12 protein-coding genes are annotated in these 12,186 nt (G+C 58.3%); 5 read left to right on the forward strand and 7 right to left on the reverse strand.

Annotation, left to right across the window (positions count from 1 at the left end):
• Positions 1-201 precede the first annotated feature (201 nt).
• The gene (locus tag MPRO_RS10980; protein WP_067291866.1) at positions 202-1,179 is read left to right on the forward strand and encodes an alpha/beta hydrolase; all 978 of its coding nucleotides are present in this window, start codon (positions 202-204) and stop codon (positions 1,177-1,179) included.
• A 73-nt stretch (positions 1,180-1,252) separates the two neighbouring features.
• Here MPRO_RS10980 and serA read toward each other — a convergent pair whose 3' ends face one another.
• The 3 genes from serA to MPRO_RS10995 form a co-directional block, all read right to left on the reverse strand.
• Positions 1,253-2,485 carry a phosphoglycerate dehydrogenase gene (serA, locus tag MPRO_RS10985; protein ID WP_067291869.1) on the reverse strand — a complete coding sequence of 411 codons (1,233 nt, stop codon included), beginning with the start codon at positions 2,483-2,485 and terminating at the stop codon, positions 1,253-1,255.
• 206 nt (positions 2,486-2,691) lie between these two features.
• Positions 2,692-2,973 (reverse strand): pyrimidine/purine nucleoside phosphorylase, encoded by a 282-nt coding sequence (gene ppnP, locus MPRO_RS10990; RefSeq protein ID WP_067291873.1) that lies wholly within the window; start codon positions 2,971-2,973, stop codon positions 2,692-2,694.
• A 302-nt stretch (positions 2,974-3,275) separates the two neighbouring features.
• Entirely contained in the window at positions 3,276-4,172 is an 897-nt protein-coding gene (locus MPRO_RS10995; protein WP_067291876.1) for a LysR family transcriptional regulator, read from the reverse strand.
• A gap of 98 nt (positions 4,173-4,270) precedes the next feature.
• Here MPRO_RS10995 and MPRO_RS11000 point away from each other — a divergent pair, with 98 nt between their 5' ends.
• The 3 genes from MPRO_RS11000 (at position 4,271) to MPRO_RS11010 (ending at position 7,127) form a co-directional block, all read left to right on the forward strand.
• The gene (locus tag MPRO_RS11000) at positions 4,271-5,464 is read left to right on the forward strand and encodes an MFS transporter (protein WP_067291880.1); all 1,194 of its coding nucleotides are present in this window, start codon (positions 4,271-4,273) and stop codon (positions 5,462-5,464) included.
• A gap of 147 nt (positions 5,465-5,611) precedes the next feature.
• Positions 5,612-6,274 (forward strand): fumarylacetoacetate hydrolase family protein, encoded by a 663-nt coding sequence (locus tag MPRO_RS11005; RefSeq protein WP_067291883.1) that lies wholly within the window; start codon positions 5,612-5,614, stop codon positions 6,272-6,274.
• 109 nt (positions 6,275-6,383) lie between these two features.
• On the forward strand, positions 6,384-7,127 hold the full coding sequence (locus tag MPRO_RS11010; protein ID WP_067291886.1) for an SDR family NAD(P)-dependent oxidoreductase: 744 nt from the start codon (positions 6,384-6,386) through the stop codon (positions 7,125-7,127).
• A gap of 105 nt (positions 7,128-7,232) precedes the next feature.
• On the opposite strand, the gene MPRO_RS11015 is transcribed toward MPRO_RS11010, so the two are convergent.
• Together MPRO_RS11015 and MPRO_RS11020 are read right to left on the reverse strand one after the other, a co-directional pair.
• On the reverse strand, positions 7,233-9,110 hold the full coding sequence (locus tag MPRO_RS11015) for a di-heme-cytochrome C peroxidase (protein ID WP_067291890.1): 1,878 nt from the start codon (positions 9,108-9,110) through the stop codon (positions 7,233-7,235).
• A 156-nt stretch (positions 9,111-9,266) separates the two neighbouring features.
• The gene (locus MPRO_RS11020) at positions 9,267-10,100 is read right to left on the reverse strand and encodes a pirin family protein (RefSeq protein WP_067291895.1); all 834 of its coding nucleotides are present in this window, start codon (positions 10,098-10,100) and stop codon (positions 9,267-9,269) included.
• 144 nt (positions 10,101-10,244) lie between these two features.
• Here MPRO_RS11020 and MPRO_RS11025 point away from each other — a divergent pair, with 144 nt between their 5' ends.
• Positions 10,245-10,658 (forward strand): CopD family protein, encoded by a 414-nt coding sequence (locus tag MPRO_RS11025; protein ID WP_067291924.1) that lies wholly within the window; start codon positions 10,245-10,247, stop codon positions 10,656-10,658.
• Positions 10,659-10,680: 22 nt separating this feature from the next.
• On the opposite strand, the gene MPRO_RS11030 is transcribed toward MPRO_RS11025, so the two are convergent.
• Both MPRO_RS11030 and ubiE read right to left on the reverse strand, forming a co-directional pair.
• Positions 10,681-11,316, reverse strand: a complete 636-nt coding sequence (locus MPRO_RS11030; RefSeq protein ID WP_067291898.1) for a ubiquinone biosynthesis accessory factor UbiJ — start codon at positions 11,314-11,316, stop codon at positions 10,681-10,683.
• Between the two features lie 22 nt (positions 11,317-11,338).
• Entirely contained in the window at positions 11,339-12,097 is a 759-nt protein-coding gene (ubiE, locus tag MPRO_RS11035) for a bifunctional demethylmenaquinone methyltransferase/2-methoxy-6-polyprenyl-1,4-benzoquinol methylase UbiE (RefSeq protein WP_067291901.1), read from the reverse strand.
• Positions 12,098-12,186: the final 89 nt, after the last annotated feature.

Raw genomic sequence — 12,186 nt, forward strand, 5'->3', positions numbered from 1 at the left:
TCGCTACAGTATGTTTGTATTAGCAGCCTGTCGGACTTACCACTGATCTACTGTGGAAAAGCCGAATTTGGTCATTTTACGAGCTCTTTTTTGTTAAATAGAACCACTATTTGCCTCAAAAGAGCTCAAAAACTAACTCAAATCGGTCTTTCCCTCGCTACGACCGGCCAAGCCCAACAGGCTGCTAGGCCTGGAGATGCAATGAAGGTCATTGATCCTCGACAAATCCGCGACGGGCTCGATGTGTTCGAGCCCAACGATATCACGCTTTGTACCCCGCATCTGCAGGCGTATCTGGAACATTATCGCCTGATCGAACTGATGCCGCTCTGTGATTACAGTATCGGGCGGGAATGTGTCGATGGGCTAGATCTGGTGGTGCAGCAATATCGCCCCAAAGAGGCGGTCCGTGGCACCACAGTGTTGCTCCATGGCTATACCGATCATGCCGGGCTTTATCGCCACCTGATCGACTTTCTGCTGCAGCGGGGCTGGAATGTACTCATCTATGATCTGCCGGGGCACGGCTTGTCCGGAGGCGCAGCCCTGGGTATCGATCACTTCTCGACCTATGCGCGCCAGCTGTCGGTACTGCTAGAGCGCCACCAAGGCAGTTTGCCTGGCCCCTGGGTGCTGATGGGACAGAGCACCGGGGCAGCCATCCTGATGGAGCAGCAGCGCGGCGGAGACCCCATTGCCGAGCGGGTAGCGGGTCGGGTGTATCTGGCGCCGCTGATACGGCCGGTGATGATGGATGTGATTGCGCGCAAATACCGCTGGTTCGGGCGTTTTCTCAAACAGGTGAAACGCAACTATTCAGAAAACTCCGGCGATGCTTCCTTTGTGCGCTTTGTGCGTCTGTACGATCCGCTGCAGCATTCCCGCGTGGCAGTCAGCTGGGTCAGGGCCATGCTGGAGTGGGTCAAGCTGATCGAGGCCAGCGCACCGCTGGGGGGAACGCCGCTACTGTTGCAGGGACAGAAAGATGGCACTGTGGACTGGCGGCATAACATGGCGGTACTGCAGCGGCTCTATCCATCACTGCAGCCGGTGCTGATCCCAGGCGCGCGGCATCATCTGGTGAATGAAACCCCGCCGCTGCGCCGCGAACTCTTCGGGCACATAGGCAACTATCTGGACGCAATAGATCGGGCGGCTGGGGTGGAGCGGGGAATGTAAAAACGCCCGCGGATCTGGCGATCAGCGGGCGCAGCTGTTGCCCGCAGTGCAGGCAACAGCTTCAGGCGTTCTATCAGAACAGACGACGTGCGCGGATGGTGCCTTCGATCTCGAGGATCTTTTCCAGCGCCATTTCCGAATAGTCGGCGTCTACATCCACCACTACATAACCGACCTTGTCGTTGGTCTGCAGGTACTGGCCCGAGATGTTGACATTGTTCTCGGAGAACACGGTGTTGATCGCACTGAGGATACCTGGAATGTTGCGGTGTACGTGCAGCAGACGGTGTACCTTGGCGTGCGCCGGCAGGGCCACTTCCGGGAAGTTGACGGAGGTGATGGTCGAGCCGTTGTCGCTGTATTTCGCCAGCTTTTCCGCTACTTCGTAGCCGATGTTTTCCTGTGCTTCCATGGTGGAACCACCGACGTGGGGCGTCAGGATCACATTGTCGAATTCGCGCAGCGGCGAGATGAACTCGTCGTTGTTGCTGCGTGGTTCAACCGGGAATACATCCACGGCGGCACCCAGTACGCGGCCGCTTTCCAGTGCGCCACAGAGCGCGTCTATATCGACTACGGTACCGCGGGCGGCGTTGATGAAGATCGAGCCCTGCTTGATCTTCTCAAACTGGGCCACACCCATCATGTCCTTGGTGGAGCGGGTTTCCGGCACGTGCAGCGAGATCACGTCGCAGGTAGCCAGTAGTTCGTCCAGGGAGGCAATCTGACTGGCGTTGCCCAGCGGCAGTTTGGTCACGACATCGTAAAAGTGGACAACCATTCCCAGGGACTCGGCCAGCACGCTCAGCTGCGAGCCTATGCTGCCGTAACCGACGATACCCAGCTTCTTGCCACGGATTTCGTAGGAGTTGGTGGCCGACTTCTGCCACTCTCCGCGGTGGGCCTTGGCATTTTTCTCCGCCACGCCACGCAGCAGGATAATGGCTTCAGCCAGTACCAGTTCTGCTACGGAGCGGGTGTTGGAGTAGGGCGCGTTGAATACCACGATGCCAAGTTCGGTGGCGGCCTGGAGGTCAACCTGATTGGTGCCGATACAGAAGCAACCGACGGCGATCAGCTTCTCGGCAGCGCTCAGGACCTTCGCGGTCAGCTGCGTGCGGGAGCGAATACCGATGAAGTGTACGTCCTTGATCTTTTCGATCAGTTGTTCTTCCGGTATGGAACCGGTGACGTACTCGATGCTGTTGTAACCTTGTGCATTCAGGGTATCGACCGCCGACTGGTGGACGCCTTCCAGCAGCAAAATCTTGATCTTGCTTTTTTCCAGAGAAGTGGTCTTGCTCATACTGTACGACTCGTTTGGTGGTTAGCGGGCGGGTATTTCAGGGCGGCTATGGTAGCACAAAGTTACATGAATGAGTTTGACGGCTGAGCGCCAAACGCCGGATTTATATTCAGCTTTAGATGAGCAGATTTACACAACAGACGGCGCGCGTGGGTGCTGCATCGTCTGTTGTGGTTGCCGGCAACGAGGCTTCCGGCAGGGCGATATCAGCCGTAGAAGCAGAGGTAGGCGGTGGCCTGTTTGACCTGCAGCTGGAATTTCTGGTCGGCATCGACGTTGAATTCAGTGCCGGAGGGGTAGCTGACAAAGCTATCGCTGCCCGGCAGTTTCACGATCAATTCGCCGCAGGTGACGACCATGCGTTCTTTTTCGCTGGTGCCGAACTCGTACTCGCCGATGGCCATCACGCCCGTGGTTACACGGCCTTCGCTGTTATCGAAACCGATGGATGTGACCTTGCCTTCAAAGTATTCATTAACGTGGAACATGCAGAGATCCTCTGTGCTTTAAGCCAAAAAAGAGAGTTTTCGATCAGTTGGGAACAGGAAAGGCAGCATCATAGTGGCAGCGCTTGTTCTTGGCTATTAACCCGATGGAAAAATAGGTTCCCTCCCTATTTGTCCGTCACGCCAGAACTCTTTAGCCTAAAAGAATGGGCGCAAGTGCATGGACTTGCTGGCCATCTTGGGGGCGAAGAGATGGCGTTCGCATTGGCCTTCGGCCAATGATGAAGCATCCCTGCTGCATGTATTAACCCGCCGGGTTAATACATGCAACTGCCGCCGCATCTTCACCTCTGTCTTTTCGTCTCGTTCGCCGCTGAATGAGCCAGGACGAAGTCGACAAAAGCCCGGTTGGCACGGGACAGATAGCCCTGGCGGCGCCAGGCGATTGACAGGTCGAGCCAGACGGGCTCTTCAAACGGCACGGCCACCAGGTCCGGATCGTCACGCAGCACCATGGCCAGCAGCGTGGAGATGCCAAAACCCTGCTTGACGATCGACTTGATTAGCGGCAGCAGGTTGGTTTCAAAACCAATATTGGGTGTGTAGTTGCCGCGTTTGACGATCTGGTCAACCACTTTTCGGTGGAAATAGCCCTGCTGGAACAGCACCAGTTCTTCGCGAAAAAAGGCCTCATAGCTGATATGGGACTGCTGCGCCAGCGCATGGTCCCGGGGCAGTATGACCATCATTTGCTGGCGCAAAAAGATGCCAGCCTCCAGTTCGTCGGGTACGGCATCGGCGACTATGATGGCCAGATCCAGCAAGCCCTCCTGCAGCATCTCCCGCAGACGGCCGGTGCCTGCCTCCACCACCGACAGCCTGAGGTTGGGGTGCTGGTGACGAAATGCCATCAGGATGGGGGGGAAGTAATAGGAACCCAGCATGCCGGGAATGCCAACCCGCACTTCGCCGCGGGTGAGGCCACGTAGTTCCTGCATTTCGAGCTGGGCATCGTCCACCATCTGCAGAATGCGGCTGGCATGCTCAAGCAGTCGCTGACCTTCATCCGTTAGAACGACCTTGCGATCGTTGCGATGGAACAGTGTCAGCTCCAGTTCGGCTTCGAGTTTGCGAATGGCCATGCTGACGGCGGGCTGTGCGACATGCAGTACTTCGGCCGCGCGGGTAAAGCTGGCGTGGCGCGCCACCTCGGTGAAATAGCGCAGCGGTTTGATATCCATGGATAAGCACTCGTTATCAGTACGATAACAACTATATATTTTTATGATGCCAATGGTAGCGTTATGCTGCCCTCTGTTACTGGCAGCTGGGTACCAAAATGATTGAAGCAGGCAGCAGGGCATTCTGGCGGGCGACTTTGGCCCTTTGCCTGGGGTCGGTGATGATCTTTGCCAATGTCTACGTCACTCAGCCGTTGCTGCCGATGATCGCGGACTCCTTTGGCATTTCGCCGCTGCAGGCGGGCTGGAGCTTTACTGTGACCACTCTGACTCTGGGCCTGTCGCTGCTGTTTTATGGCCCGCTGTCCGATGCTCTGGGGCGGCGCGGTATTATCCTGCTGAGCATGGGAGGGGCGGCTCTGACCACCCTGGCACTGTCCCAGGCTGAAAGCTACGCCATGCTACTGGGGCTGCGGGCGCTGCAGGGGTTGTTTCTCGGCGGGCTGCCAGCGATCGCCATTGCCTATATGGGGGACGAGTTTAATCGCAAGGCGCTGATGCTGGCAGTGGGCTTTTACATTAGCGGCAATACCCTGGGCGGGGTGGGCGGGCGCCTGGTGGGAGGTTTTGTCGGAGACAGCTACGGCTGGTCCCAGGCCTTTGCGGTGATGGCCGCTATCAGTGTGCTGCTGCTGGGGCTGGTGATCTGGCTGTTGCCGGCTTCCAGCGGTTTCAGTCCGCGGGCATTGCGCCCGCGCATCATGCTGCGAGATCTGGCCGGGCATCTGCGTAACCCGTTGCTGCTGGGGGCCTATCTGGTAGGCGGGCTGAATTTCTTTATCTTCATCAATCAGTACAGCTATGCCACCTTTATGCTGGCAGACGAGCCTTATGGCCTGTCGGCGAAATTCCTCGGCATGCTGTTCCTGACTTACCTCAGCGGCACAGTGGGTTCGGCACTGTCGGGGCGCGCGGCGCAGCAGCTGCCACAGCCGGTCTGTTTAATGATCGGCATAGTGCTGCTGATGCTTGGCTCTAGCGTGACTCTGATACCGACCTTGCCGGCCATAGTGGTGGGTTTTCTTATCAACAGCTTTGGCTTTTTCTTTGCGCATTCGACCGCCAGCAGCTGGGTGAGCCGCCATGCCGAGCAGGCAAGGGCCAGCGCATCGTCGCTCTATCTGCTGTTTTACTACCTGGGGGCCAGCGCCGGTGGCTTCTATCTGGCGCCTTTCTGGCACGCCCATGGCTGGTTTGGTGTTGTTGCGGCGTCCCTGCTGGTGTTCTGTCTGACGCTGTGGATAAGTTTCCTGCTGTTGCGGGCTGAGCGTCGCAGACCAGTGCTGGCCTGAGGCTAGCCGCTACGATCGGCCAAACTCGACAGGCTGCAGCGCAAGCGGCTGGATAGCGCCGTAGCTCGGGGTTATTATTTGCGCTTTGAAATAATTCGTATCTGTGCAACCTGCGGTATAGCCCAGATCATTCGAGGGAATATGGCGATGAACTACCAGCACCGTTTTATGGATGGCACGGCGATGGATCTGCCGCTGGGCAAGATCGTCTGTGTTGGGCGCAACTATGCCGACCACGCCGCCGAGCTGAACAACCCGATTCCCACGGTCCCGATGCTGTTTATCAAGCCTGCCAGCTCAGTGCTGCCGATGGCCGAGCCCTTTGCCATCCCGGCGGATCAGGGGCGGGTACACTTTGAAACCGAGATGTCGATTCTGATTGGCAGCCGTCTTAGCAAGGCCAGCGAGAGCGAAGCCGCCCAGGCTATTGCCGGTATTGGCCTGGCACTGGATCTGACGCTGCGCGACCTGCAGGATGATCTCAAGCGCCAGGGGCATCCCTGGGAAAAAGCCAAGGGGTTTGATGGTGCCTGTCCGCTGTCGGATTTCGTCTCGCCGCATGCTGTCAGCAGTCTGCAGGATGTGCAGATCCGGCTGCGTGTTAACGGTGACACCCGTCAGGATGGCAACAGCCGTTTTATGCTGAATCCTGTACTGCCGCTGCTTAGCTATATCTCGCAGTACTTCACCCTGGAACCCGGTGATGTGGTATTGACCGGCACGCCTGCGGGTGTTGGGCCTATTCAGTCCGGTGACCAGCTTGAAGTGGAACTGGTGGGGCTGTTGCAGGTGAGCACGGCTGTTGTTTAACGCCTGTTTTCTGCTGTGATCGGCGCGGTAGTGTTCCAGCGTATAAACTGAAAAAGCGTCGTGGCTTTTTGCCTGCGCCGCCCATTCAGTCTTGTGCGGGGAAGTTATTATGGCGACGGCGTTGGTGGTGGGGGCTACCCGGGGAATCGGGCAGGGGTTCGTGCGGGCGTTGCTGCAGCGCGACTGGAATGTCTATGCCAGCTACCGGGACTTTGCCGGCACCGGTACTCTGAATGCTCTTACGACAGCCTTCCCGGGCCAGTTGCACCTGCTGCAGCTGGATCTGACGGATGAGTCGAGCATTGGCGCGGCCACCGGCATATTGCAACAGCATCTTGATGAACCCCTGGAGCTGGTACTCTGTTGTGCAGGCCTCTTGCATGAGGGTGATCGTCTGCCCGAAAAGAGCCTGTCCCAGCTGTCGGGCGACTGGCTGCAGCGCTCGATCTCGGTCAATGCGCTGGGTCCGCTGTTGTTGCTAAATCATGTACATCCGCTGCTGGTGCAGCACACTTCCAGTCAGTTCGCGGTTATTTCGGCGCGGGTTGGCAGTATCAGCGAGAATCAGCTTGGGGGCTGGTACAGCTATCGAGCCTCCAAGGCGGCACTGAACATGCTGATGAAAACCGCTGCCATCGAGATGAAGCGTCGCTTCCCGCATCTGCAGTTGCTTTGTTTGCATCCGGGTACCACGTCCACCGATCTGTCAGCGCCCTTTAGCAAAAGAGTCGCGCCTGAAAAACTCTTTACGGTGGAGCGCTCGGTGCGCCAGCTACTGAAGGTGCTTGATGAGGCCCGCAATGGCCCCAGTGGCCGCTTCCTGAGTTGGGATGGTAGCGAAGTGCCCTGGTAGGCCCTGGGGGAGCGAACAGCAAGAATGAACGAAGAAAAGGGGTACCAGTGAATGCTGGCGCCCCTTTTTATTTTGTGGCGAGTTCAGAGCTATTGCACCTGTCAATTAAAGCGTCTTGAGGTACTCGACCAGTGCAAGGCGCTGGGCTTCGCTCAGATAGGGGCCGATAGTGCCGGGGGCCTGGGTGTTATTGAACTCGTGCCCGTGGTTGGAATTACCGGCAAGGCGCGTGTCGAGCAGGGATACGCTGGGGTTGGGCTGGCTCAGATAGCCCACCTTGACGGGGTCGAACTCGCGCTGGCCCAGAGAGAACTGTGCCGGGCGCTCGGCGACCGGGGACAGCAAGGCATAGAGATTGGGTACGGCGCCATTGTGCAGGAAGGGGGCTGTTGCCCAGATGCCGTTCAGCGGGCGAGCCTTGTAGCCGGCCCCGGCCTGCAGACAGTTGGGTCTGTTGCCGTTGAGGTTTTGCTGTTCGGCATCCCCGATGCCGTGCTGGCGATACCAGTAGTCGGTGGTTTCCTGCACCAGGGCGCCGAGGGAATAGGCGAATGAGGCATCTTTTGCTTCGGTGACGCGCAGCGGCGTGCAGTTCTCACCCTGGTAGACCGGCGTATCTATCCCCAGCCCCCGGGTGTCGACCGTGCGCTCAGCCAATACCCTGGACTGCATGGGGTCGGTGCCGATCTTCTCCAGCGGGATTATATTAAGGCGCAGTAGCCGCTCGCCGGCGCTGTTTTTGGTGGCCCAGTAACGTTCGCTCCAGAAGGCATCGGACTGCACCGGCGGCAGATGGCAGCCCTGGCACAGTTGCTGGTAGAGTCCGGCGCCTTCGCTGGCGAGAGATGCGTCAATCGGCGGCAGAATGTTCTCTGGCCATTTGGGAGCCCGCAGGCCATTAAATGACTTGTGCTCGAAGGGGGACTGGGTGCCGGCCAGTTGCTGTTCGATGCGGTGCAGCGTCTTTACCCGCACGCTGGATTCAAAGCGTGTGGGGCCTGCTTCCAGATTCACCAGAGCGGCAACACCCAGGGCTTCACCGGCGTTGCGTACCATGGGCTGCATGATTGAGGCATCGTACTGCACCCATTCAAACCAGGACGAGGTCCAGATATGGGGGTAGTTTACCGGTGCGTTCACTGGCACAAAGTTCTGAGGCCGGTTGGCGTCCAGCGCAAATACCTGGTTGCCGATACGGTTCAGAGCGTCGAGACGGGTAAAACCCTCCACATTCTTGAGGTTGGCTTTTACGGTACGGGCTATGTCTTTCAGGATGCGGCTTTCAGTTCCCGCCTCTATATCACGCACTATTACCTGCTGTTTCTGCGCCTCTATGGTCGCCAGTTGCTGGTCGATCAGCTCCATCAGAGTTTTGGAGAAGTCTTTTTTCAGCTGTTTGCGGTTGGCGTCGGTGTTGCGCTCGCCCAGCACGCGTGCGGCGAAGCGTTTGAAGCGCAGTTTGCTGTAGTTGTTCTCGAACATGGCCAGGAAGAGCACGTTGGTCAAACGGGTAATATCCGTCATGGCCGGGCCGCCATCGTAGCGAATGGCGGTGCCCTGATAGGTCATTTGGCCGGTGTGACAGGCGGCGCAGGTAAAGCCGATGGCGTTGTAGCGGCGTCCGTCTACCGGGCTGGTAACACCGTAATTGACGGCAAAGCCTACCGGCAGGCCGCTCTGGTTGAAGGGGGTGATATCGCTTTGGATAAAGCCCAGTCGGCCCAGAAAATCGGTGTCGGTCACCAGTTTTCCTTCGCCAAAGGGGTTGATGCCGGGCTGCTCCAGCGCCATAAACCATTCGAACGGAACCGGCAGTGTGGAGGTGCCCTGGCTGGCATGGTGATACCAGTCTCGGCTTTCGCTATCCCAGGCCGGCCCCTGATCGAGCCAGACAACGCGCTCTACCGGCTCGAAGGGCGGCAGGACGCTGCAGGCGCCAAACAGAATGGTGGAGCAGATAAGCGTGATTCGCAGGGCAGGCATTACAGATCCCTCTGTTACGGTAGTCGCTGGCGGCCTGATGCCGCGCTGAGTCCGGGGCATAATTATTTATATGGCCAGGCAACAGCATGGCTAATACAAGCGTTTTAACTGGCTAAAGTGTAGCCCAACTGGCGTCCCTGCCAAGGCCGGATTCGGTTACGCGGTAAGGCGGTTGTCGCGATAATCGCGCAGCGCCTGCTCGATTTCCTCTTCTGTATTCATGACGAAAGGCCCGTACTGCACTATGGGCTCTCCGATGGGGCGGGCAGCCAGCAGCATCAGGGCGCTGTCTTCCAGGGCCTGCAACTGAACGGCATCGCCATCGCGCAGAACACCCAGTTCGCCCGTACCCAGAGTGTCTTCCCCCAGCTGAATCTGGCCGCGATAGACATAGACGAAGGCGCGGTGTCCGACCTTTACCGGGTGAGTCAGGCTGCTGCCGGCGGGCATGCGGATGTCCACCATTAGCGGGTCTACACCGATGCCGCTAACCGGACCTGTAGTGCCCAGTGAATCGCCGGCGATAACACGTCGCAGTATGCCCTGATCGTCGGTGGCCTCCCTAATGTCCTCTGGCAGCAGGTCCTGGTAGCGCGCCGGGCACATTTTTTCGGCCGCCGGCAGATTTATCCACAGCTGGAAGCCCCACATCAGGCCTTCTTCCTGTTGCGGCATTTCGGAATGGATAATGCCCCGTCCGGCCGTCATCCACTGGGCGCCACCGGATTGCAGCAGGCCGACGTTGTCCAGATGATCGCGGTGTTCCATGCGCCCTGCCAGCATATAGGTGACGGTTTCAAAGCCCCGGTGGGGGTGGGACGGAAAACCTGCGATGTAATCGTCGGCACTGTCGGACTTGAATTCGTCCAGCATCAGGAAAGGATCCAGGTTACGCAGCGTCGGCGTACCTATGGCGCGGTTCAGGCGCACGCCCGCGCCATCGGATGTGGGCATTGTGCGGGCACGGCGTTCAAGCGTACGCAGGGTCATGGAAGGCTCCTCTGTATTTGGGGGTCATGCTGTCATCCTAAAGCGATGTAGCGGGGGCTAATAGCGGAAATATTTGTCCAAACCCTTCAGTTTTTCCGCATGCTTTTTCGTATGATGAAGCCCAATCTGATCAGGGAGATGACTATGTTGTGGGTCAAGACCTTTCATATTCTGGCGATGACCAGCTGGATGGCGGGGATTTTCTATCTGCCGCGCATCTTTGTGCATTTTGTCGAGGGGCGTGCGGCGGGACAGGATGTCACCCGGCTGCAGATCATGGCGCGCAAGCTCTATGGCTTTATGAGCGTGATGGCGGTCTTTACCCTGGGACTGGGGCTCTGGCTCTGGTTGGGCTATGGTTTCAGCGGCGCCTGGCTGCATGCCAAGCTGCTGTTTGTGGTCTTGCTGATCGGCTATCACGGCTGGTGTCGGGTCTACCTTAAACGCATGGCGAGCGGCGTTTTAAGTCAGAGTGGCCGCTACTTCCGGCTGTTTAACGAACTGCCATTGCTGATTTTCGTGCCGATTCTGATTCTGGTGGTGGTTAAGCCGTTCTGAGGTTACCCACAGGCGGAGGCTGCTAGCTTTGTTCCGGGTGCAATCGATGGAGCAGGCGCTGCAGCCGTGCGTCGAGACGATCAGTCCGCTGGCGCAGCATATCCACATCGGCCATAAAACCTTCGAGCTCGGCCCTTGGTGGTAGCAGGCGGACTTCTTCCTGCAGGTATTCACCCAGGTTGTGGCTCAGGCTGCTGCCGGTCTGGCGCCAATAACGGCCCTGCTGACGCGCAATGCGTGCCGCCTGGTGGGCGGGAAGATCACCGATTTGATCGGCCAGCAGACCTTCCCAGTCGATATCGGTGTCGGCCAGTATGCTTTGCAGTCGGTTGGCCAGGCCACTGTCACCGCTAATGGTTACGCCCTTGCCAAAGAGTGCAGCGGCCTTGTCATTGCTGCTTACTAGGCGCAAGAGTGCGCTGGCGCTGCCGGCAATAACGGCATCGGCTTCGGTGCCGTAGTGTTGCTGCAGCTGCAGACCTTCATTATTGGGGATCAGGAAGAGCGTCATGGCCACCGGTGAGCTGATGTCCAGCGCCACCACGCGGCCGCTGAGCTGGCCCAGCACCCGCAGGGTGACCGGGTCACGGCTGAGCAGGCTGTTCAGGCCCTGCTCGGCCAGAGTGAGCAGGGCGGCATTGAGCATGTTCAGAGGCATGGCGTGATTCTCGTGGATCGCTTCAGGGCTTGATGCCGGTGTGCAGCGCTACCACGCCGCCGGTCATGTTCTGATACTTGCACTGTACGAGCCCTGCGTCTTGCATCATCCCCTTGAGGGTTTCCTGATCCGGGTGCATACGAATGGACTCGGCCAGGTAGCGGTAGCTTTCGGCATCACCGGCAATCGCCTGACCCATTTTGGGCAGGATGTTGAAGGAGTAGAAGTCGTATAGCTTGGTAAGCGCGGGATTATCAGTTTTGGAAAACTCCAGCACCATGACCTTGCCGCCAGGTTTGAGTACCCGGGCCATGGAGCGCAGGGCTGCGTCCTTGTCGGTGACATTGCGCAGGCCAAAGGCGATGGTAATGACATTGAAGTAGTTGTCCGGAAATGGCAGGGCTTCGGCGTTGGCCTGAACGAATTCGATATTGCCGGCCGCGCCGCGATCGAGCAGCTTGTCGCGCCCGACCTTCAGCATGGAGTCGTTGATATCCGCCAATACAACCTTGCCCTGGGCACCGACGAGACGGGAGAAACGCAGTGTCAGGTCACCGGTGCCGCCGGCGATATCCAGCACCCGGTGGCCAGCGCGCACGCCGCTCTGTTCGATGGTCAGGCGCTTCCACAGCCGGTGTACGCCACCGGACATTAGATCGTTCATGATGTCGTACTTGGTAGCGACCGAGTGAAACACGTCGGCCACGCGCTTGGCCTTGTCTTCAACCGGTACCTGCTGGTAACCGAAGTCAGTGGTGTTGTCTTGCTTGTGGTCGCTCATGGTCACAGTTCACTAAGCCTTTGCGGAATCTGTGCGCATTGTAGCGCGCCACCCGGGGATTTGTCTGTTCTAGGAGGCTGTCCGACAAT

This window comes from Marinobacterium profundum (assembly GCF_001528745.1).
GTDB lineage: Bacteria > Pseudomonadota > Gammaproteobacteria > Pseudomonadales > Balneatricaceae > Marinobacterium_A > Marinobacterium_A profundum.